Raw genomic sequence first — 20,314 nt, 5'->3', positions numbered from 1 at the left:
TACACCATGGCTTTAAAAGAATCATTAATTGAAAATAACTCTATTTTACTCAAAGCTGAGGCATCAAATTGGCAAGAAGCAGTCAAATTGGGCACTGATATGTTAGTTGCCTCTAAAGCAATAGAACCTTCTTATTACGATGCCATTATCCGCAGTGTCAAAAAAATGGGACCTTACATTATTATTGCACCAAACTTTGCCATGCCTCATGCAAGGCCTGAAGATGGTGTAAATCGTACGGCTTTTGCTTTGGTAACTTTAAAAAATCCAGTCTATTTTGATGGCGAAGATGAGCCTGTTGATGTCTTAGTGACATTAGCCGGTAGCACATCTGATCAGCATATGGCAGGATTAATGGAAGTAACTCAAATCTTAGATGATGAAAATAGTGAAATAGGAGTAGATCTTGATAAATTAAGACGTTGTAACACTAAAGAAGACGTTTATTTAGTTATAGATCAAGCCTTAAATGGAGGTTGAATTATGTACCAAGCTTTAAAAGAACGTGTTTTAAAGGCTAATTTATTACTACCCAAATATAATTTGGTAACCTTCACTTGGGGTAATGTATCTGAAATCGATCGCGATAAAGGTCTTATCGCCATTAAACCTTCTGGTGTTGAGTATAGCAATATGAAGGTAGATGATATTGTGGTTGTTTCACTAACGGGGGATATTGTAGAAGGAAAATTAAATCCTTCAAGTGATACAGCAACACATATTGAGTTGTATAAAGCATTTCCACTAATTGGCGGCATTGTGCACACGCATTCTCGTTACGCTACCATTTGGGCTCAAGCAGAATTAGATATTCCAGCACTGGGTACCACTCACGCTGATTACTTTTATGGCGATGTGCCTTGTACACGTGAACTAACCGATAGTGAAATCACAACTGATTACGAAAAAAATACAGGATTAGTAATAATAGAAGAGTTTAAACGCCGAGGCTTAGATCCTGTTGCTATGCCTGGCGCTATCATATCAGGTCATGCCCCATTTTGTTGGGGGAAAAACTCCCTAGATGCGGTACATAATGCTGTAGTACTTGAAGAAGTAGCAATGATGGCGCTTTCAACTCGACAACTTAATCAAACAATCAAAATACAACAAACATTATCTGATAAGCACTATTTTCGCAAACATGGTGAGAATGCTTACTACGGTCAAAAATAACAAATATCAAGGAGAACAACATGACAGCACCTAAATTACAAATAGCATTAGATCAAACTGAATTAGCACCAGCACTAGATGTGGCAAAAAATGTAGCAGGTTTTGTTGATATTATTGAAGTTGGCACCATTCTTGCGTTTGGTGCTGGTATGCAAAGTGTAAAACGGTTAAGAGAACTCTACCCAAATCATATTTTAGTGTGTGATTTAAAAACCACTGATGGAGGGGCGATATTGGCAAAAATGGCGTTTTCAGCTGGAGCCAATTGGTTAACTGTATCAGCTGCAGCTCATATTGCAACTGTAGAAGCATGTAAAAAAGTGGCTGATGAATTTAACGGTGAAATTCAAATCGAATTGTATGGTCACTGGACTTTAGATGATGCCAAAGCTTGGCGAAAACTTGGTATTAAGCAAGCCATATACCATCGTTCTCGTGATGCAGAACTAGCAGGTATTGGTTGGGGGGAAGATGATATAACTAAAATGCGTCAATTGTCTGATTTAGGACTTGAACTATCAATTACAGGTGGAATTGTGCCAGAAGATATCCATCTATTTGCAGGAATAAAAACCAAAGCCTTTATTGCTGGTCGTGCACTTGCTAATGAAAATGGCCAAAAAACGGCACAAGCATTAAGAGATCAGATCGCTAAATATTGGTAACAACCGCATGTAGCTGAACAAATCGGCTACATGATTTCTTTTCATATAAAAAATAGGTTATCACCATGCCGCAAAGTAAAGATATATCAAAAACATTGTATCAAATCAAAAATACTCCTCGTATTGGTATTTATGAAAAAGCCTTACCTAATGAATTATCATGGCAAGATAAATTACAAGTAACTAAAAAGTTAGGATTTGATTTTATCGAAATTTCGATTGACGAATCAAATGAGCGCCGAGCTCGATTAGATTGGTCTGACGATGAAATCTATTCACTCAGACATCAATGCGAAAAAATCGGAATTCCACTACATTCCATGTGCCTAAGTGCACATCGTAAATATCCATTTGGTTCAGCCAATAATGATATCCGTAGTGAAGCCCAAACCATTATGGACAAAGCCATTACGCTTGCTTACAAGTTAGGAATAAGAGTAATTCAACTCGCTGGCTATGATGTTTATTATGAACCTGCTGACTTACAAACGCATCAGTGTTTTATTCAAGGTATGCAGTGGGCAGTTAAGCAAGCAGAACGAGCAGGGGTAATGTTAGCGGTTGAAATTATGGATACGCCGTATCTTAACAGTTTAAGCAAATTCGAAATCCTCAAAAAAAATATCGATTCTCCTTACTTTATGGCTTACCCTGATGTCGGTAATATTACTGGTTGGAATTATGATACTTGCACTGAACTTATGTTAAGTCGTGACCATATTGTCCAAATTCATCTAAAAGACACATTTAAAGTTAAGGCTGATTATTCTGGGCAATTTAGGGATCTAGTCATTGGTGAAGGTGAAGTTGATTTTGCCGCTATTTTTGAAACACTTCGTACCATGAATTATGTTGCGCCATTGGTAATTGAAATGTGGGCAAAAGATGATAAATGGCAAGAAAATATCATGATTGCTCAAAAAAGGTTAAAAACAATAGGGCAAAAGGCGAAATTTCCTATATTTAGTAAATTGTACAATTAATAGTTATCTAGCTATTATTAAATGCTCTACCTAATTGATAAAATTGTATAATTTTTAACTATCTAAATATAGTGCAGCGTTAAAAGTAAGAAATTGTCTATGATAAAAGTAAAAGAGGATTTGGACATGAAAAAATTTATACAGGGCTTTTCTAAGTGTTTTAATCGTATCTAAAAGTTAGGTAGTACAGGACAATGGATTAAAAAATCAAAGGTTATTTAATATAAAAAAGTATTATTTTATTTCTTAACCCTTTTGGATTGAATCGGAAGAGCGAAGGCTTTTACTTCCGATTAATATATTGAGAAAAACAATATTTTTTCTGAAATTGAAAACTTAAAATATCTTTTAATATGTCAAATATAATTATGTCATATTTTGTTATATAGTATTTCTCAATTCTTTCAGTTCTATATATTATTGGAATTTATGTCTTGCTTTTTCTAACTATCTTTGTCCTCTTTGTGTCAAAGCAGGCATTAGGCTTTTTTTACAAAGCAAGCTTTAAGCATAATTTTTATTCCGTCAATTTTACAATCGATTTCATGATCGCCTTCAACTAAACGAATACCTTTAGCTTTAGTTCCTTTTTTTAAAACTGTTGAAGACCCTTTCAATTTGAGATCTTTTATAAGCAAAATATCATCACCATCCGCAAGTAAATTACCATTACTGTCTTTAACCTCTAATTGGGATGATTCAGTAGTTGTTTGATTTGGATCCCACTCATGTGCGCAAATTGAGCAGACAATTAAATTACCATCAGGATAAGTATATTCCGAACTACAATCGGGACAGTTAATTGTTGATTCCATCTTGTTTCCTAATTATTTAAAAACTAGATTATAGCATAAGTAATGCAAATTTTATTGAAATTACTATATACATTATATTTATTATCTAAAAAATAACATGAATATAAAGATTTGATGAAAAATTCAGTTTTTTTAATTATAAAGACTTTATTATTTGCTCTTTGCACGAATAGGGGTATCGTGTAATATAGTGGCATCATAAAAAATAAAAATTGTGAACGTTGTATGAAACCATCTATTAAATTACTTTCAATGCTTTTATTTATACTGTCATTAGTTGGTTGTGGATTAAAAGGTCCACTTTATTTTCCTACAAATGGGGCAATGGCATTAACTCAATTACAGTTATTCGATAAAATCGCTTAGCGGGATAGATGAATGGATTTTTTACATTATCAAAACGGCCATTTAAAAGCTGATAAAGTAGCAATTTCTGATCTTGCAGCGCAATATGGTACCCCATTGTATGTTTACTCTGCAAACTATATTGTCAAGCAATTTTTAGCTTATGAACGATCACTTACAAATTATAAACATTTAGTTTGTTATGCGGTTAAAGCAAATAGCAATTTATCGGTTTTAAATTTATTGGCTAAATTGGGGGCTGGTTTTGATATTGTTTCACAAGGTGAATTGGAACGAGTGCTTAAAGCGGGTGCAGATCCTAAAAAGATTGTTTTTTCTGGTGTGGCTAAATCCATTGTTGAGATTGAACGGGCATTACAAGTTAACATTAAGTGTTTTAATGTTGAATCTGAAGCTGAGTTATACCGTATAGATCAAGTAGCTAAACGTTTGGGTACAGTCGCGACTATTTCTTTAAGAATTAATCCTGATGTGGATGCCAAAACTCATCCTTATATTTCAACAGGCTTACGCGAAAATAAGTTTGGCATTAGTTATCAGCTGGCACTCGATGTATATCGTAAAGCCCAAACGTTAACCAATATAAAAATTTCCGGTATTGATTGCCATATTGGATCACAATTAACAGAATTATCTCCATTTCTAGATGCTGCCGATCGTGTACTTAAATTGGTTGATCAACTAAAATCAAACAATATTCATATTGAACATATTGATTTAGGCGGAGGATTGGGAGTTTGTTATGATAATGAAAATCCGCCGAAAGCATCAATACTTGTTAAGGAATTAGTCAAAAAGTTAGCAAATTATAAGGGTATTGAAATCATATTTGAACCAGGTCGGTCAATTGTTGCTAATGCAGGTCTATTAATTACAAAAGTGGAATATCTCAAACATCAAGATAATAATCATTTTGCTATTGTTGATGCAGGTATGAATGATTTAATTCGCCCATCACTTTATAAAGCTTGGATGAAAGTTTTGCCAGAATTAGAACCACAAGTTGATGATGAAAAATATATTTACAATGTTGTTGGACCGATTTGTGAATCAAGCGATGTTTTAGCTTATCAGAGAGAGCTTTCTATTAAACAAGATGATTTACTTGTTGTATGTAGTGCTGGCGCTTATGGGTTTAGTATGGCTTCCAATTATAACAGTCATCGACGTCCGGCCGAAGTAATGTTGGTTGATGAACAACAGCATAAACTAATTCGTAAGCGTGAATCATTTGATGATTTATGGCGTGGAGAGATTGTTTGATAATTTTTAGCCAATAAGCAAACAGTAAAATTAAAAGATAATAGCGTTTTATAATATAAGGTAAATCACGATGAACTTTTCAAAAATGCATGGACTCGGAAATGATTTTATGGTCATAGATGCGGTAACGCAAAATGTTCATCTCTCGGTAGAAACGATAAAACGTTTAGCAGATCGCTATACTGGCGTTGGATTTGATCAGTTGCTAATTGTAGAGCCACCTTATGCTCCTGATAGTGATTTTCATTACCGAATATTTAATTCAGATGGATCAGAAGTTCAGCAGTGTGGCAACGGAGCCCGTTGTTTTGCTCGCTTTGTTCGTTTAAAAGGATTAACTAGAAAACGAGTTTTAAATGTAAGTACCATGAAAGGTAATATTGTATTAACAGTTAATGATGATGAAACTGTACGGGTAAATATGGGGATGCCTGTCTTTGAGCCAAGTAAAGTTCCTTTCAAAGCAATTAAAGAAGAAAAAACTTATATTATTCGAGCACAAGGACAAACAGTTTTATGTGGCGTTGCTTCCATGGGCAACCCTCATTGCATAATACAAGTTGATAATATTATTACTGCTCAGGTGGCATCCCTAGGGGCATTATTAGAACAACATGAGCGTTTTCCTGAACGGGCTAATATTGGGTTTATGCATATAGTTAATCGTAATAATATTAATTTGCGCGTATTTGAACGCGGTGCAGGTGAAACCCAGGCTTGTGGCAGTGGTGCATGTGCGGCAGTTGCCGTTGGTATTAATCAAGGTTTACTTAATGACTATGTCTCGGTTAATTTGCCTGGTGGTAAATTGCTTATTGAGTGGAAAGGAGGGAATCATCCACTTTATATGACAGGACCTGCAACACATGTATATGACGGATTTATCGCTATATGATCAAAAATTTTACGTTATTTTTTTGTATTATATTAGCTGATTTGAACAGAAAAAATGGATCTAATTATAAGATATTATGATTAAATTTAAAACACTTTATATTTGGATTTAATTGAATAGATTATGGTTAAGCAAAATACTCAAGATAAAAAAAAGCGAGTTTTATCAAATAAAATAAATGATAACCTTGTTAATCAATATTTAATTGATAATCCAGACTATTTTATTCGTAATGCCAATTATATTGAATCAATGCGGGTTCCACATCCTATTCGGGGTGGAATTTCATTGCCAGAGTGGCAAATGGCTAGGCAACGCAATAAAATAAAACAATTAGAATCAGAAATTACCTTACTAATGGAGAACGCGAGTGCTAACGAATTATTATTTAGCCAGCTTATTAATTTATACCTTGAGCTTATTCAAACATCGAATTTAAATGAATTAATAGAATCATTGAATAATTGGGCAAAATCACTTGGTCTTAGTGGAGCTTATTTGTATCTATTTGATGATAAATGGTTACTTGGCGCTCCATCAAACTATCATCATTTTGCTATTAATTCATCAAGGTTTGATTTTATTCGTGTTCGGCATTTACAGTACAGTAAACAGTATTTAGGCACCTTAAATTCAACCGAATTGGATTTTTTATTACCTGAACATGGTTATGTTGGATCGGTAGCATTATCTCTATTGGGAACATTTGGGGATTTAGGGATTTTAATTTTTACTAGTACTAGCCCAAGGCATTATCAAGCAGGGCAAGGGACATTGTTATTGGAAAAAATAAGCGAAATACTACCAATTTTAATTGGTAAGTGGATTATGCGAATAAAGTAAGGAAAAATTATGATTCAATCTCTTCAAGATCAAGTCCCTTTACTTACACAACCTGTCGAGGAATACCTGAATTATTTGAAGTCCGAAAAACAGCTTAGTACCAATACTCAAATCAATTATCGGCGCCAACTTTATGCACTTATTGCATTAGCAAAAGAAATTGAAATTTCAAGTTGGCAAGATTTAGATACTTCTGTAGTGCGTTTATTGATGGGTCGTAGCAAACAAACTGGTTTACAAGCTAGAAGCTTATCCCTAAGATTGTCTGCATTACGGAGTTTTTGTGATTGGTTAGTAAAAAAACAGGTGCTTAAGGCAAATCCAGGACGGGGAATTTTAAACCCTAAATTAGGTAAACACCTTCCCAAAAATATCGATATTGATGAGATTAACCAATTGCTTAATATTGAATATAATGATCCTCTTTCTGTTCGTGATAGGGCAATGCTTGAAGTGATGTATGGGTCTGGGTTGCGTTTATCTGAATTGGTTAATATTAATTGCCGAGAACTAAACCTAACTGACGGTGAGATTCGTGTGATGGGGAAAGGCGGTAAAGAGCGTAAGCTGCCATTAGGCGGAGAATCCATAAAATGGATTAAAAACTGGCTCTCAATGAGAGATTTTTTAAGACCTCAAGGTGATGCTTTATTTGTATCAAAATTAGGTCGCCGGATTTCCCCCCGTAATGTAGAAAAACGTTTTGCACAAATAGGGGTTAAACAAGGTTTGAGTTCTCATGTTCATCCACATAAATTACGTCACTCATTTGCCACCCACATGTTAGAGTCAAGCCGAGATTTACGTGCTGTGCAAGAGTTATTAGGACATGCCGATTTATCAACAACTCAGGTTTATACTCACTTGGATTTTTCACACCTGTCAGAAGTTTACGATTTAGCTCACCCAAGAGCAAAAAGAGGAAAATAGCGATGCGATTTTATCGATCCTTAAATGCTATAAAAGCGATGACTTTTGATCTCGACGATACATTGTATAATAACAGCATGATTGTTGAAAGGGCTGAAGAAGAGATGGTAAAAATACTTCAGCATTATGATCAATTGCAGCACATTACTCTTTCTGATCTTTATACTGAAAAAAAAAGAGTGCTAAATGCCAACCCAGAGATTTATCATGATGTTATCGTTTGGCGAATTGCAACAATTAAATCATTATTAACTAAAGCTAGATGGCCAGCGTCAAAGATAGAAAACATGATTAATGAAACAATGGCATGTTTTAATTTTTGGCGACATAAAATGCAGATACCCCAATCAACACATGTATTACTGTCCAAGTTAGCAACCAAAATACCTCTGGCGGTAATAACAAATGGTAATGTTGACATTAACCAAATAGGTTTAAGCCACTATTTTCAATTTTCATTGCGAGGGGGTGCGAACGGCCGTTCAAAACCTTTTCCTGAAATATTTGAATTAGCTGTACGACAGTTAAAGGTACCTGCTCATCAAATTTTACATATTGGAGATAATTTATTCACTGATGTGAATGGGGCAATTAAGAGCGGTTTTTTAGCATGCTGGATCAACATTTTTCAGCAAGATATTTTCCATCTTACTGAGGCAAGATGTTTACCACATGTTGAAATAAGCCAATTGCTAGAATTAGATAATCTGCTATAATTTACATATGTATAAATAGACAGTAAAATAAATGTAATCATTTATTGCATTTAATAAAATACCTATCTTGATATCCTGTTTGCCGACAGCCAACAAACAAAATATTGAAAGATAATAAACGTATAGATAATACTTTGGACATCAATTTCGATTAAAAATTGTTATTATCGTAATGGGTTTCAACATAATGGAAATTAAACAATCATTATTAAACGATCTTAATTTTGAACAAAAAAATGCCGTCACAAATGATAATCAATACACTATAGTGCTTGCTGGTGCTGGAAGTGGTAAAACTAGGGTATTAGTTCATCGTATTGCATGGCTTTGTATTGAAAAAAAATATTCGCCAAACTCGATCTTTGCTGTAACTTTTACTAATAAAGCTGCGGCTGAAATGCAAGAACGTATTCAAGCCTTAATGGGGGAAGGCTATTTTAATGGCATGTGGGTTGGTACATTTCACGGGTTAACGCATCGTTTATTGCGTATGTTTTCTCAGCAAGCTAACCTTCCATCTAATTTTCAGCTTATCGATTCGGAAGATCAAATGCGCCTAATAAAGCGAATTTTTCGTGAGTTAAAAATTGATGAAAAGCAGTGGTCTGCTAAGGAATGTGCTAACTTTATTTCTAATCAAAAAGAGCGAGGTTTACGTGCTAGTGATATGATACCAGAAGATCCTAAACAAATGATGTGGCAAACCATTTATCGCGATTATCAAGCCATTTGTGATAGGGTAGGATACGTTGATTTTTCAGAATTAATTTTAAGAACATACGAATTACTTTGTCGTGATGACGAGGTTTTGAACTATTGTCATCATCGTTTTTCAAATATTTTGATTGATGAATTCCAAGATACTAACCAGATTCAATATCAATTGGTACAAAAATTAGCAGGCACAGCAGCTAATGTTATGATTGTAGGCGATGATGATCAATCAATTTATAGCTGGCGAGGCGCTAACGCCGATAATTTACAAGCATTTATTAATGATTATCCAGAAACTGAAATTATCCGCTTAGAACAAAATTATCGTTCTACCAGTATTATTTTAGATGCAGCAAATAAACTTATTGCCAAAAATCACAATCGGTTAGGTAAAAATTTATGGACAGATCGAGGGGAAGGCGAAAAGATTTCGTTGTATGTTGGATTTAATGATATTGATGAAGCTCGATTTATTATTGGTCAAATAAAAAAGCGCCATGATGAGGGTGACAAATATGCCAGTTGTGCAATTTTATACCGCAATAATGTTCAGTCTCGTCTATTTGAAGATACTTTGTTACAAGCTGGATTACCATACCAAATTTATGGTTCTATTCGATTTTATGAGCGACAAGAAGTGAAATTAGCGTTGGCTTATTTGCGATTATTACATGATCATGATAATGATATGGCATTTGAAGCAACGATTAATACGCCAACTCGTGGTATAGGTAATGTTACCCTTGATAAAGTTAGACTAACAGCAAAGCAAAATAGTATTTCATTATGGAATGCTTGTTTATTGTTAATTCAAAAGGGTGGATTTACGGAAAGACAAAGATCTGGAATTAGCCGTTTCCTGGAGCTTATTGGCTCAATTTATGATGACGTTGTCACAATGCCATTTTATGAACAACTTGATATGATTATTAAATTATCAGGCGTGCTTCAAATGTATGAGCAAGAACCAGGTATAAAAGGGCAATCAAGGCTAGAAAATCTTGAGGAGTTGATTTCAGCTGCTGAACAATTTTACCATAACAATGAAAATACAGTAATTGAAGATCATGAAACTGGAAAAACGCTGACAGTACTTGAATCATTTTTATCATACACATCACTTGAAAGTGGAAATTTTATAAAAGAGCAAGATTCCGTCCAGCTTATGACATTGCACTCAGCTAAAGGACTTGAATTTGATAATGTTTTCATTGTTGGGTTGGAAGAAGGTATTTTCCCAACACAACGCTCTATACAAGAAACAGATAGATTGGAAGAGGAAAGGCGCTTAGCCTATGTTGGTATAACAAGAGCACGAAAACGTTTAACATTGTCATTAAGTGAATCAAGGCGCCTTTATGGACGTGAAGAGCGAAACCTGCCTTCCCGATTTATAACTGAACTGCCTATTGATAGATTAACTGAAATCAGTTATCGAGGGATTTTAGTCACACCAGAGGTAAAATGTAAAGACATAAATAAGGAAAAACGTAAACAATCTTATATAGAAAAAAGCCGTGAAAGCGACGGTTATATATTAGGCAAAAAAGTCATGCATAATCGTTTTGGCGAGGGAACAATTATTAACGTTGATGGGGAAGGAGACCATAGACGTGTTCAAATTGCTTTTGTTAACGAAGGAGTAAAATGGCTAGTGGTAAAACTGGCTAATCTTACCTTAATTTAAGCTAATTGGGGTTTTTAGCTTACTTAAGTTCCTTATAAAAACAAGGAGCAATGCATTAAATATTGCTCTCTAAGAATTTCGGTAATTATCTATTATCTTTTAATGATTCTAAGAAAACCTCATCAAAGGTGCGAGCCGAGCGATTACAAATCCATTGATTATCCACATAATCAAAATGATATCCTTGCTGATGTGTAGCTAGCCAAATTTGAAAAAGGGGCTCTTGCGTATTAACAATAATTTTACTATTATTGGGAAAACTAATGGTAATGACATTTCCGTTGGTTTCATAGTCTAAATCGATATTATGCTCATCAGCATAATTATCTAAAGTTCGTTCAACCCTATTAAAGAGTTGCTCTGTTAAAGTATAAAATTGCGCGATGTTCATAACTATATATTCGACTCAATCTCTGTAATGCAAAGATATTAGCATAAACCAATCTTATTTGTCATCATACAATGATAGGAATATTGTAAGATATTGATTGGCTTTTTATTTGATTTTTTTTAAAATTTTTTGAAAAATATAAAATAGTATACTTTAAAAACAACGGTTGATTAAGGCTTTGCTAATAAACCCATATCAAGTGAACGAGTTTTATAAAAAATATTTATCGCAATAATTGGTTATCTAATTTTCGTCTTCTTGCTTTTTACCAATTTCGGATAAATCAGACGTATTTTCAGAAATATTTTGTAATTCATTAGGCTGATTATCTTGCTCTTGCTGCACTTGTAATAACTCAATAGCTTTTAATTTTTCATCAATTTCAGTTTTTATCTTTGCTTCGATAGATTTTATATCAGGGCGAGTTGCATATAAAACTTCTTTATTCAAATCACCTTGAATTGAGCAAGTTAACCTGCTTTGTTCTTCCGTTATAGTTTCTAAATAAAGTGCTTTTTCAATTGTTTTTCGTCTTGGAAAGGCCATATCAATAGAATGAGGATTATCTTGCCAAACTGGTGGCTTAGAATTAAGATCTAGCATTTTAGCATTTGCAGTATAAATTTCAAAATTGAATTGTAGCCAATTAACATTATTCAAAGCTTTTTTAGCATCTTCAAGATTATTATCAATAATAAATCCCCAATAATAAAATTCGCCAGAAGAAGATGTTGAAATATAGATATTTTGATATCCTGTTATTGTTAACCCATGATACTTAAATGGTTTTTTGAACATTACTTTATTTCTATTTGTATCTTTAATGGATTCGACGGGAATATATGTAACATCGTTATCAGTTGTTAAAGTAACATATTTGCTAAATGGTTTCTTATATTTAGCTAATTTTTCAAAAAATTGATTATCACATTCTAAAAATGCATCCATTATATTATTGGTATCATTTGTATTGATTTTGCTGTGAGCAAATGCCATACAAGATATAAATGATGCACAAAGCAGCATGGAAATTTGTTTTAATAGCATGGTAGTTTCCTATATTTAATATTTCATCCAATAAATTACTATGTCATAGTAATTTATCGTAAACATTGATGTCAATCTTCCAAATTAACATCTTCAATAAAAACAAGTAAATCTCCTTTTTCAAAAATGATATCAACTGAGCTAGATGTTGCTTTATTACGTAAGCTTACGAACTTTCCTAAAGACAATGTTTGTTTAATTAAAGGGTATTTAACCCCTGTAATGGTTAAATCTGTAACCTCGGAAAGAGGCATAAATGAGATTATATGATTTTTTATATTAATAATTTTATGATGATCTTTTGCAAAAAAGAAGTGACAATAATTGTCATAAAAAGTTATTTGATATTGGTGATAATACTGCATAGCGACGGAAAGGTTACCTAAGAAATGATCGCTGGCATGACCGGAAGCGCCATAAACATCAAATTTGGTTATACCCTTATTAATAAGAAATAAAATTGCTTTTTCAAAATCCGTTTTATTTTGGTCTGGTGTATGAATAATCTCAGTTTTATTAGGAATCACACAATTGGAGTTTAAGCTATCTAAATCGCCTATAATAAAATCAGGGATGATTGGTAAATTAAACAAATAATTATGGTAAGCACCGTCAGTACAGGCAATATAATTATATTTACTTATGTCATTTGGGTAGCGTATTGGTGGTTCACCATTAACTAGTAGTAAGGCTTTATTTTGTGTCATTGCACCATCCTTATGGGGGGATATAAATCTAATGAATAAGCCATAATAATTGCATCTTCTTGTTTGCTGTCTTTGGTCGGATAATAATTTTTTCGAACCGTGATTTGGTTAAAACCTAGCGCATGATATAGCCTAATTGCTGGTGTATTTGATTGTCTAACTTCAAGCCAAAGCGTTGAAATAGGGCAAGATAATTCCATAGTTAGTAATTCTTGTATCAAATGATTGAGTAAAGCTTTTGCTAGTCCTTGTTTTCTAAAATCGGGATGTATTGCAATATTAAATAAATTTGCTTCATCAGCTGCTTGTTGGCAGATACAAAATCCCACTATTTGGTTACCAATCGTTATTTTAAAATTTAAGTAGCGATCACCTTGGTTTGAAAAGAACGTCTGTTTTGACCAAGGTATCTCATGACAGATCAGTTCTAATTCAAAAGCATTTATTAAATCATGTTCAGTTAGGGGAGAAATAGTTTTCATATTGACATAATTGTTGCCAAAGTAGGCGTTTTTGTTGTGGTGTTTTAGCAAGAAGATCTAAGTTAATTGTTTGAATTATCAATGAATTCTTCCAAGATTCATCTGGCGTAATATTAATAAACCAAATTACCTTTTTAATTTCATCTGCAGGTATAATTAGTTGTTGTGGCGTTAAAAACAACACTTGTTCTTCAGTTAGATGAATAGCATTTAAAATATCATAATAGATTTTTTGTGTTGGTTTTTGCTCTGCAACCACAATCAATCTAATTTCTTCATTTATTTGTGTCGCTATTTCACCTTTGAAAGCATTAGCATTCCTCAAAACGTATTGAGTTATGTTGCACTGTTTTAGATACCAATCTTGTAGTGTCATTATTGACTTACTGTTTTTTATTAGAGATTAAAGATAGTTAATTGTATAATCAATGCATCAATTTATAAAGTTTTTTCATTGAGGAAATATGGCAACATCTGCTTTTACCCCAGCAAGTCAAGTACTTGAGCGTCACCAAACGTTTTTTAACGATAAAAATGTGTTGATAGCTGGTGATATTCAGGATAATTACCCATCTATTATGCCGGCAAATCAAGTTAAGATTCATTGCACACAATTTCATACTTATTTACGTCTAAAAGCTAGTGCACGAGGCAATCATACCTATTTTTCATTGTTGCCAGAAGCGGATTTTTACGTTGGAATAAACACACTGATTTACTATTGGCCCAAAACGAAAAGTGAAGCGCAGTTTCAGCTATCGTATTTATTACATAATATGCCTAAAGGGAGTGATATTTTTATTATTGGTGAAAATCGCACAGGCGTAAAAAGTGTTGAATCTTTATTAGGCGATTTTGGAACAATTCAAAAAATAGATAGCGCAAGACGTTGTGGTTTATATCATTTTCAGGCAGAAAACCGTTTAGCCTTTGATCTTGATGAATGGTGGCTAAGTTATCATTTAACTATTGAAAATCAAGATATCGAAATTAAAAGTTTGCCAGGTGTATTTAGCCAAAAAGGGTTAGATGCTGGTAGTGAATTACTGTTAAATGCATTGATGGATCGTACTGATATTATTAAAGGTAATGTATTAGATGTGGGGTGTGGTTCAGGCATCTTATCCACGGTGATAGGTAAATTATCCCCTGATATTGTACTAACGTTATCTGATGTAAGCAGTGCGGCAATTGAATCAAGTAAAGCCACGTTAAATAGTAATAATGTTAATGCAACGGTTGTGGCAAGTGATGTTTTTTCTAATCTAAATGATAAATATCATTTAATTGTTTCTAATCCACCATTTCATGATGGAAAACAGACTGATTACACGGCCGTCAATACGCTAATCAAAGAAGCGAAAAAACATCTAAAATTAAATGGTTATTTGTGCATTGTGGCAAATTCATTTTTACCGTATCAAACCATCTTAGATGAAACATTCAAAAGTGTTGAAGTGATTGCACAAACGACAAAATTTAAGGTTTATTTAGCCAGCCACTAATAAGTTACGACTAGAGTCGTAACCTTGAGTTAATTAAAACTATATTAAATGACCCGAGAAAACTGCTGTTGCCGTGCCATTTTTCGCATATAAATATCAAAGCACATGCAAATGTTGCGTATTAGCAAATACCCTTTGGGTTGGACTATAATCGCTTGCTCATTAATTGTTACTAATCCATCTTTTTGCAATGGTTCAAGCAGTTTTAAATCTTCAGCAAAATAGCTATCAAATTGAATGTGATATTGCTGTTCAATGGCTTTTTTATCTAAATAAAAATGGCAGATAAGTTGTTTAATTACATCACGGCGCATCTTATCGTCTAAACTTAAATTAAATCCTTTCCATAGTGCATTTCCAAAATTTTCTACTTGGCTTTGATATTGTTTTAGATCTTTTTGATTCTGTGCATAACTATCACCTAGCATACTAATAGACGATACCCCAAGTCCAAGTAAATCCGCATTTCCTTGTGTTGTATAGCCTTGAAAATTACGATGTAATTTATTTTCTTGTTGGGCAATCGCCAATTCGTCAGTAGGTTTTGCAAAATGATCCATACCAATAAATTGATAACCCGCTTGAGTTAACTTTTTAATACTCGTTTGTAGAATCTGTAATTTTTGATTGGCATTAGGCAAATCATCATCTTTAATTTTACGTTGGGCAGCAAAACGGCTTGGTAAGTGGGCATAATTAAATACACTTAAACGATCGGGCGAAATAGCAATGACTTTATTTAATGTTTCAGTAAAACTAACAACAGTTTGTTTGGGTAAGCCATAAATAAGATCTAAACTAATTGAATGAAAATGGTTTTTACGCGCTTGCTCAATTAGTGCGCGAATTAAGTTTTCGTCCTGCTTTCGATTGATTAGGTTTTGTATTTCATCATTAAAGTCTTGAATGCCCATACTTAATCGATTAAAGCCAACATGGGCTAAATGATCGATAGTTTCGGGGGTAATTTCACGAGGATCGATTTCGATTGATAGTTCCGCGTTATTTGCAAAATGAAAGTGCTTTTTTAGTGATGCCATTAAGCGAGATATTTCATCATTTGTTAAAAATGTTGGTGTACCCCCTCCCCAGTGCATTTGTGTCACTGTACGGTTATCAAATAATTTTGCACGGTTGGCAATTTCAATATCTAAAATATCAAGGTACTTGGTAACTTTTTGCATTTGACGAGTAATGAGCTTATTACAACCACAAAAATAACAAAGCTTATGACAAAACGGAATATGTACATAAAGCGATAATGGCTTTGTAGAGTAAGCGGTTGTTGCTAATAAAAAATCCTGCTCGCTGAAGTTTTCATTAAATTCAAGTGCAGTAGGGTAAGAGGTATATCTTGGACCAGAATAGTTATATTTTTCAATTAATGCTTGATCCCATAATTGCGTATTGCTCATCTAATTACTTCCGTTTAAATCTGTATTTGCTGTTGTTTTTATGAAGTTTTAATATTGGTTTTTGCTGATTTCTAATTTTGTTTTTAATTTTAATGCGACTTGTTTTATTTAAATATAACAATGTACAAATTAATAACCCAAAATATAAACTTAACATAATTAATATTGGCATTACGGCTTACTCGCTTTTAAGTTATCAATTTATAGGATTTAAATTTCGGGCAGAAATTTAATCATTAAAGTTACCGTCCTGCCCATATTGAAAAACACTATTACAAATAATTTTATATTTTTGTCATTAACTGCGTTTTAAAAAACTAACAATATCTTCTTCTTTTTCGTCTTGATCTTCAAACTCATCATCGGTATAGCCTAGCTCTTGCATCAGTTCGTCGATTCGATTTAATTTACTGTCAAGGTAGGATTGTTGTTCTTTAGTTAGTTTGTTATTTTGTTCAACTAAATCAAGCAACATATCTAATTTTGGATCGTTTTCTAATTGTTCTAATTCTTGTTGTGGCGATAAAACCGTTTTTATTGATTTAGGTTGCTTAACCCGCTTTTCTATATTTCTAGAATCTTCAATAATTAACGAAATAGGTTTTTTACTCCCAATACGGGGATCCTTTAACTCTTTTGGAGTGTTTTTATTTTTGTTGGGCCCGCCATTATTAAAACGTGATCCGCTCGGCAAGCCCTTATGTTTGCGTTTACGTTTCAGTTCTCGAGATTCTTCATTAATCTCTTGACGACTTTTTTGGGGTTTCTGTTTTGATTTGTTTTTTAACATAAAATCTCTATCTAATATTATGGTTAATCATTTTACAAACATATTTTATCAGTAAGTCCAAAATATAGCTATGATGAACAAGTCATGCTAATTTAAGATTGTAAAAAAAGAAATTTATGTATAATCTGAGTCAAATAAATTTGTTAGATCGAATTAGAGAACAATATAAAATGAAAAATCACTTAAGCCCTTATCTCAAATTTAATCGTCAAGAATGGGCTCGTTTACGTAGTACTGTGCCAATGACTTTAACAGAAGATGAATTAGTCTCGTTGCAAGGTATTAATGAAGATTTATCTATAAATGAAGTGAGTGAAATTTATTTACCTTTATCTAGATTGCTTAATTATTACATCAGCAATAATTTTAATCGGCAAGCTGTTTTATCTAAATTCTTAAGTAAAAGTCAAAAAACGCCCTATATTATTGGCATTGCAGGTAGCGTTGCTGTAGGTAAAAGTACTACTGCTCGAGTGTTACAAGCATTATTAACCCGTTGGCCTGAACATCGCAAGGTAGCTTTGGTTACCACCGATGGTTTTTTATATCCAAATAGATGGCTTGAAGAGCGTGGAATAATGAATAAAAAAGGGTTTCCACAATCTTATGATATTAAAAAACTTATTAACTTTGTTGCTGATGTCAAATCAGGACAAGATAAAGTCAAAGCGCCAGTATATTCACATCTAGTTTATGACATTGTCGAAGGTGAAGAAATTGTTATCGATTGTCCTGATATTTTAATTCTTGAAGGATTAAATGTCTTACAAGGCACTATAAACTATACCCAAGCCAATAATCGTGTTTTTGTGTCTGATTATGTCGATTTTTCAATTTATGTTGATGCTGATTTAGCATTGTTACATGATTGGTATGTGAGTCGATTCTTAAAATTTAGAGCAGGGGCTTTTAGTGATCCTAACTCTTATTTCAACCATTATTCACAGCTACCAGAACAAGAAGCGGTCAATATTGCTAATCGCCTTTGGTGTGAAATTAACGAATTAAATCTAATTGAAAATATTTTACCAACTAGAGAAAGAGCCAGCTTAATTTTAACTAAAGGTAAAGATCACAAAGTTGATTTGATTCAGTTAAGAAAATAAATTAATAGGAGTTTATATGAAGTCAGTAATTCAAGCAGTGACCAAATTAAGTATTATCGCTTTGGTTATTTCATTTCCGTTTGGCATTTATGCCTCTGATCATGTAGAAGGACTCACCTGTGAAGGAAAAAAACAGGCTATTGAGGTCGGAATTGAACAAGCAAAAAATCACAATAATATCCATAAGGTTGAAGGTCTTCAAAAAATATTAAAAGATATTAAGAATCATTGTTTAAATAAAGATTTAGAAGAAAAATATAAGAAAAAAATCCAAGAAAAGACAGATAAAGTAGCCAAAAGAACCCAAGAATTGGCTCAAGCAAAAACAAAAGGTGATAAACAAAAAATTACTAAGCAACAAATAAAATTAGCTGATGCCGAACAAGAACTTAATGAAGTTAAAGCTGAATTAGCTAAATTTTATAAAGAGCTTGAAGCAAATAAACCAACTAATAGCTTAATTCACTGATTCTATAATGACGTTTTAATTATAACCCCCATTACTGATTACTGACGATGGGGGTATTTAGTCTTTTGCATGGTATCTTATCCTAGCTAGACTTTTTTATTAAAAAAGAGTATGGTGTGCGTCTTGTTACGTGGTTCGTGAACCTCCCACGCTAAAAAACTAAGGAAAAATAATGAGTAAAATTACACTACTAGGCGATCAGTCTGTTCGCTATCCAACAACCTATTGTCCTGAAATACTCGAAACGTTCGATAACAAACACCCGAATAACGACTATTTTGTTAAATTTAATTGTCCAGAATTTACTAGCCTTTGTCCTATCACGGGGCAACCTGATTTTGCGACAATTTATATTTCGTACGTGCCGAATATTAAAATGGTCGAAAGTAAATCGTTAAAAATCTATTTGTTCAGCTTTCGTAATCATGGTGACTACCACGAAGATTGCATTAATATCATTATGAAAGATCTTATTAAATTGATGGATCCTAAATATATTGAAGTCTGGGGAAAGTTCACTCCGCGAGGTGGCATTTCGATTGATCCTTATGCTAATTATGGCAAATCAGGTACTCATTGGGAACAAGTTGCGGCTAATCGATTAGCCAATCACGACATGTATCCAGAAAAAGTGGATAATCGCTAATTTAATCTATCCTAACAGGAACAGTTAATGCAAACTCGTAAAGCACTAGTTATATTTTCTGGTGGGCAAGACTCAACCACCTGCTTACTGCAAGCCATTGCTGATTATGGACGTGAAAATGTTCAGGCAATCAGTTTTCACTACGGTCAACGTCACGCAATAGAACTTGAAAAAGCCAAATGGATCGCTGATGATCTTGGTATTGAGCAAACCCTCATTGATACTTCAGTTATCAAACAAACTACAAATAATGCGTTGATTGATGACGCTCAAGAAATTAAAGCAGCTCAAGATGGTGATTACCCCAATACCTTTGTTGATGGGCGGAATATGCTTTTTTTACTTTTAGCAGGCTGTCATGCCAAGCAGCAAGGAATTTCTGACATTATTATTGGAGTTTGTGAAACCGATTTTAGTGGTTATCCAGATTGTCGTGATGTTTTTATTAAATCAATGAATGTATCAATGAATTTAGCCATGGACTATGCGTTTAATCTCATCACTCCGCTGATGTATTTGACCAAAGCGCAAACGTGGGAAATGGCTGATAAACTAGGTTATCTTGATTATGTCCAAAAACATACCCATACCTGTTATTACGGTGTTGAAGGGGGGTGTGGTAAGTGTCCAAGTTGTTTATTGCGCAATAAGGGCCTACAAGAATATATGGCTCAAGCTAAATAAATTAATTCATTTATCATTG

At 33.5% G+C, this 20,314-nt stretch carries 24 protein-coding genes and 1 riboswitch; of the genes, 16 read left to right on the top strand and 8 right to left on the bottom strand.

Annotated features, from left to right (window positions below; all coding sequences use genetic code 11):
* Window positions 1-6 precede the first annotated feature (6 nt).
* The 4 genes from A9G48_RS04260 to A9G48_RS04245 all read left to right on the top strand — a co-directional run bounded on the left by A9G48_RS04260 (window position 7) and on the right by A9G48_RS04245 (window position 2,824).
* Entirely contained in the window at window positions 7-480 is a 474-nt protein-coding gene (locus tag A9G48_RS04260; protein ID WP_034943279.1) for a PTS sugar transporter subunit IIA, read from the top strand.
* A gap of 3 nt (window positions 481-483) precedes the next feature.
* A complete protein-coding gene (locus tag A9G48_RS04255; RefSeq protein WP_034943277.1) occupies window positions 484-1,176 on the top strand; it encodes an L-ribulose-5-phosphate 4-epimerase in 693 nt (230 codons plus the stop codon).
* Between the two features lie 20 nt (window positions 1,177-1,196).
* Entirely contained in the window at window positions 1,197-1,841 is a 645-nt protein-coding gene (locus A9G48_RS04250; RefSeq protein ID WP_034943275.1) for a 3-keto-L-gulonate-6-phosphate decarboxylase UlaD, read from the top strand.
* Window positions 1,842-1,936: 95 nt separating this feature from the next.
* The gene (locus A9G48_RS04245) at window positions 1,937-2,824 is read left to right on the top strand and encodes an L-ribulose-5-phosphate 3-epimerase (protein ID WP_034944593.1); all 888 of its coding nucleotides are present in this window, start codon (window positions 1,937-1,939) and stop codon (window positions 2,822-2,824) included.
* A gap of 479 nt (window positions 2,825-3,303) precedes the next feature.
* On the opposite strand, the gene A9G48_RS04240 is transcribed toward A9G48_RS04245, so the two are convergent.
* Window positions 3,304-3,639, bottom strand: coding sequence for a zinc ribbon domain-containing protein YjdM (locus A9G48_RS04240; protein WP_034943272.1), 336 nt, complete (start codon window positions 3,637-3,639; stop codon window positions 3,304-3,306).
* Window positions 3,640-3,864: 225 nt separating this feature from the next.
* Between A9G48_RS04240 and lptM the strand changes: the two genes are divergently transcribed.
* The 7 genes from lptM (at window position 3,865) to uvrD (ending at window position 11,053) form a co-directional block, all read left to right on the top strand.
* Window positions 3,865-4,005, top strand: a complete 141-nt coding sequence (lptM, locus tag A9G48_RS11150) for an LPS translocon maturation chaperone LptM (protein WP_080715838.1) — start codon at window positions 3,865-3,867, stop codon at window positions 4,003-4,005.
* A gap of 12 nt (window positions 4,006-4,017) precedes the next feature.
* The gene (lysA, locus tag A9G48_RS04235; RefSeq protein ID WP_034943269.1) at window positions 4,018-5,268 is read left to right on the top strand and encodes a diaminopimelate decarboxylase; all 1,251 of its coding nucleotides are present in this window, start codon (window positions 4,018-4,020) and stop codon (window positions 5,266-5,268) included.
* A gap of 70 nt (window positions 5,269-5,338) precedes the next feature.
* Window positions 5,339-6,163, top strand: coding sequence for a diaminopimelate epimerase (dapF, locus tag A9G48_RS04230; protein WP_034943266.1), 825 nt, complete (start codon window positions 5,339-5,341; stop codon window positions 6,161-6,163).
* A 123-nt stretch (window positions 6,164-6,286) separates the two neighbouring features.
* The gene (locus A9G48_RS04225; RefSeq protein WP_034943264.1) at window positions 6,287-7,006 is read left to right on the top strand and encodes a DUF484 family protein; all 720 of its coding nucleotides are present in this window, start codon (window positions 6,287-6,289) and stop codon (window positions 7,004-7,006) included.
* Window positions 7,007-7,015: 9 nt separating this feature from the next.
* Window positions 7,016-7,936, top strand: coding sequence for a tyrosine recombinase XerC (gene xerC, locus A9G48_RS04220; protein ID WP_034943263.1), 921 nt, complete (start codon window positions 7,016-7,018; stop codon window positions 7,934-7,936).
* 2 nt (window positions 7,937-7,938) lie between these two features.
* Entirely contained in the window at window positions 7,939-8,652 is a 714-nt protein-coding gene (gene yigB, locus A9G48_RS04215; protein WP_034943260.1) for a 5-amino-6-(5-phospho-D-ribitylamino)uracil phosphatase YigB, read from the top strand.
* Between the two features lie 187 nt (window positions 8,653-8,839).
* Entirely contained in the window at window positions 8,840-11,053 is a 2,214-nt protein-coding gene (gene uvrD / locus A9G48_RS04210) for a DNA helicase II (protein ID WP_034943258.1), read from the top strand.
* An 85-nt stretch (window positions 11,054-11,138) separates the two neighbouring features.
* Here the strand turns inward: uvrD and cyaY are convergent, their stop codons facing one another.
* From cyaY to A9G48_RS04185, 5 genes are all read right to left on the bottom strand, one after another.
* Window positions 11,139-11,444 (bottom strand): iron donor protein CyaY, encoded by a 306-nt coding sequence (gene cyaY / locus A9G48_RS04205; protein WP_034943255.1) that lies wholly within the window; start codon window positions 11,442-11,444, stop codon window positions 11,139-11,141.
* Window positions 11,445-11,687: 243 nt separating this feature from the next.
* Entirely contained in the window at window positions 11,688-12,491 is an 804-nt protein-coding gene (locus A9G48_RS04200; RefSeq protein ID WP_034943253.1) for a hypothetical protein, read from the bottom strand.
* Window positions 12,492-12,562: 71 nt separating this feature from the next.
* Window positions 12,563-13,198, bottom strand: coding sequence for a thiamine diphosphokinase (locus A9G48_RS04195; RefSeq protein ID WP_034943250.1), 636 nt, complete (start codon window positions 13,196-13,198; stop codon window positions 12,563-12,565).
* Window positions 13,195-13,680, bottom strand: coding sequence for a ribosomal protein S18-alanine N-acetyltransferase (rimI, locus tag A9G48_RS04190; RefSeq protein WP_034943248.1), 486 nt, complete (start codon window positions 13,678-13,680; stop codon window positions 13,195-13,197). The genes A9G48_RS04195 and rimI overlap by 4 nt, the downstream gene beginning before the upstream one ends.
* On the bottom strand, window positions 13,655-14,056 hold the full coding sequence (locus tag A9G48_RS04185; protein WP_051824981.1) for a DNA polymerase III subunit psi: 402 nt from the start codon (window positions 14,054-14,056) through the stop codon (window positions 13,655-13,657). The genes rimI and A9G48_RS04185 overlap by 26 nt, the downstream gene beginning before the upstream one ends.
* An 88-nt stretch (window positions 14,057-14,144) precedes the next feature.
* Between A9G48_RS04185 and rsmC the strand changes: the two genes are divergently transcribed.
* Entirely contained in the window at window positions 14,145-15,185 is a 1,041-nt protein-coding gene (gene rsmC / locus A9G48_RS04180) for a 16S rRNA (guanine(1207)-N(2))-methyltransferase RsmC (RefSeq protein WP_065575816.1), read from the top strand.
* Window positions 15,186-15,229: 44 nt separating this feature from the next.
* On the opposite strand, the gene hemN is transcribed toward rsmC, so the two are convergent.
* Window positions 15,230-16,600: an oxygen-independent coproporphyrinogen III oxidase gene (gene hemN / locus A9G48_RS04175; protein WP_034943244.1), complete on the bottom strand. Its 1,371-nt coding sequence runs from the start codon at window positions 16,598-16,600 to the stop codon at window positions 15,230-15,232.
* A 298-nt stretch (window positions 16,601-16,898) separates the two neighbouring features.
* Window positions 16,899-17,390, bottom strand: coding sequence for a Der GTPase-activating protein YihI (gene yihI / locus A9G48_RS04170; protein WP_034943242.1), 492 nt, complete (start codon window positions 17,388-17,390; stop codon window positions 16,899-16,901).
* 170 nt (window positions 17,391-17,560) lie between these two features.
* Between yihI and coaA the strand changes: the two genes are divergently transcribed.
* The 4 genes from coaA (at window position 17,561) to queC (ending at window position 20,295) form a co-directional block, all read left to right on the top strand.
* Window positions 17,561-18,496 (top strand): type I pantothenate kinase, encoded by a 936-nt coding sequence (gene coaA, locus A9G48_RS04165; protein WP_034944588.1) that lies wholly within the window; start codon window positions 17,561-17,563, stop codon window positions 18,494-18,496.
* A 16-nt stretch (window positions 18,497-18,512) separates the two neighbouring features.
* Window positions 18,513-18,965 (top strand): DUF1090 domain-containing protein, encoded by a 453-nt coding sequence (locus tag A9G48_RS04160; protein WP_051824979.1) that lies wholly within the window; start codon window positions 18,513-18,515, stop codon window positions 18,963-18,965.
* Between the two features lie 124 nt (window positions 18,966-19,089).
* A riboswitch (PreQ1 riboswitch) is annotated at window positions 19,090-19,134 on the top strand.
* 3 nt (window positions 19,135-19,137) lie between these two features.
* Entirely contained in the window at window positions 19,138-19,611 is a 474-nt protein-coding gene (gene queF / locus A9G48_RS04155; RefSeq protein WP_034943240.1) for a preQ(1) synthase, read from the top strand.
* A gap of 27 nt (window positions 19,612-19,638) precedes the next feature.
* A complete protein-coding gene (gene queC, locus A9G48_RS04150) occupies window positions 19,639-20,295 on the top strand; it encodes a 7-cyano-7-deazaguanine synthase QueC (protein ID WP_034943238.1) in 657 nt (218 codons plus the stop codon).
* Window positions 20,296-20,314 lie beyond the last annotated feature (19 nt).

Origin of the sequence: Gilliamella sp. wkB18, assembly GCF_001690875.1 — a bacterium.
Taxonomy (GTDB): Bacteria; Pseudomonadota; Gammaproteobacteria; order Enterobacterales; family Orbaceae; genus Gilliamella; species Gilliamella apicola_A.
Note: the sequence above shows the minus strand (reverse complement) of the source record. Positions and strands in the feature narration are given on the sequence as shown.

What these genes read in the sequence shown, in the direction of transcription:
- rimI (WP_034943248.1), bottom strand. Translation starts at nt 13,680, where the DNA reads ATGAAAACTATTTCTCCCCTAACTGAACATGATTTAATAAATGCTTTT.
- hemN (WP_034943244.1), bottom strand. Translation starts at nt 16,600, where the DNA reads ATGAGCAATACGCAATTATGGGATCAAGCATTAATTGAAAAATATAAC.
- A9G48_RS04195 (WP_034943250.1), bottom strand. Translation starts at nt 13,198, where the DNA reads ATGACACAAAATAAAGCCTTACTACTAGTTAATGGTGAACCACCAATA.
- A9G48_RS04260 (WP_034943279.1), top strand. Translation starts at nt 7, where the DNA reads ATGGCTTTAAAAGAATCATTAATTGAAAATAACTCTATTTTACTCAAA.
- cyaY (WP_034943255.1), bottom strand. Translation starts at nt 11,444, where the DNA reads ATGAACATCGCGCAATTTTATACTTTAACAGAGCAACTCTTTAATAGG.
- A9G48_RS04250 (WP_034943275.1), top strand. Translation starts at nt 1,197, where the DNA reads ATGACAGCACCTAAATTACAAATAGCATTAGATCAAACTGAATTAGCA.
- coaA (WP_034944588.1), top strand. Translation starts at nt 17,561, where the DNA reads ATGAAAAATCACTTAAGCCCTTATCTCAAATTTAATCGTCAAGAATGG.
- yigB (WP_034943260.1), top strand. Translation starts at nt 7,939, where the DNA reads ATGCGATTTTATCGATCCTTAAATGCTATAAAAGCGATGACTTTTGAT.
- A9G48_RS04255 (WP_034943277.1), top strand. Translation starts at nt 484, where the DNA reads ATGTACCAAGCTTTAAAAGAACGTGTTTTAAAGGCTAATTTATTACTA.
- xerC (WP_034943263.1), top strand. Translation starts at nt 7,016, where the DNA reads ATGATTCAATCTCTTCAAGATCAAGTCCCTTTACTTACACAACCTGTC.
- rsmC (WP_065575816.1), top strand. Translation starts at nt 14,145, where the DNA reads ATGGCAACATCTGCTTTTACCCCAGCAAGTCAAGTACTTGAGCGTCAC.
- A9G48_RS04240 (WP_034943272.1), bottom strand. Translation starts at nt 3,639, where the DNA reads ATGGAATCAACAATTAACTGTCCCGATTGTAGTTCGGAATATACTTAT.
- A9G48_RS04200 (WP_034943253.1), bottom strand. Translation starts at nt 12,491, where the DNA reads ATGCTATTAAAACAAATTTCCATGCTGCTTTGTGCATCATTTATATCT.
- uvrD (WP_034943258.1), top strand. Translation starts at nt 8,840, where the DNA reads ATGGAAATTAAACAATCATTATTAAACGATCTTAATTTTGAACAAAAA.
- queF (WP_034943240.1), top strand. Translation starts at nt 19,138, where the DNA reads ATGAGTAAAATTACACTACTAGGCGATCAGTCTGTTCGCTATCCAACA.
- lysA (WP_034943269.1), top strand. Translation starts at nt 4,018, where the DNA reads ATGGATTTTTTACATTATCAAAACGGCCATTTAAAAGCTGATAAAGTA.
- A9G48_RS04160 (WP_051824979.1), top strand. Translation starts at nt 18,513, where the DNA reads ATGAAGTCAGTAATTCAAGCAGTGACCAAATTAAGTATTATCGCTTTG.
- yihI (WP_034943242.1), bottom strand. Translation starts at nt 17,390, where the DNA reads ATGTTAAAAAACAAATCAAAACAGAAACCCCAAAAAAGTCGTCAAGAG.
- dapF (WP_034943266.1), top strand. Translation starts at nt 5,339, where the DNA reads ATGAACTTTTCAAAAATGCATGGACTCGGAAATGATTTTATGGTCATA.
- lptM (WP_080715838.1), top strand. Translation starts at nt 3,865, where the DNA reads ATGAAACCATCTATTAAATTACTTTCAATGCTTTTATTTATACTGTCA.
- A9G48_RS04185 (WP_051824981.1), bottom strand. Translation starts at nt 14,056, where the DNA reads ATGACACTACAAGATTGGTATCTAAAACAGTGCAACATAACTCAATAC.
- A9G48_RS04225 (WP_034943264.1), top strand. Translation starts at nt 6,287, where the DNA reads ATGGTTAAGCAAAATACTCAAGATAAAAAAAAGCGAGTTTTATCAAAT.
- queC (WP_034943238.1), top strand. Translation starts at nt 19,639, where the DNA reads ATGCAAACTCGTAAAGCACTAGTTATATTTTCTGGTGGGCAAGACTCA.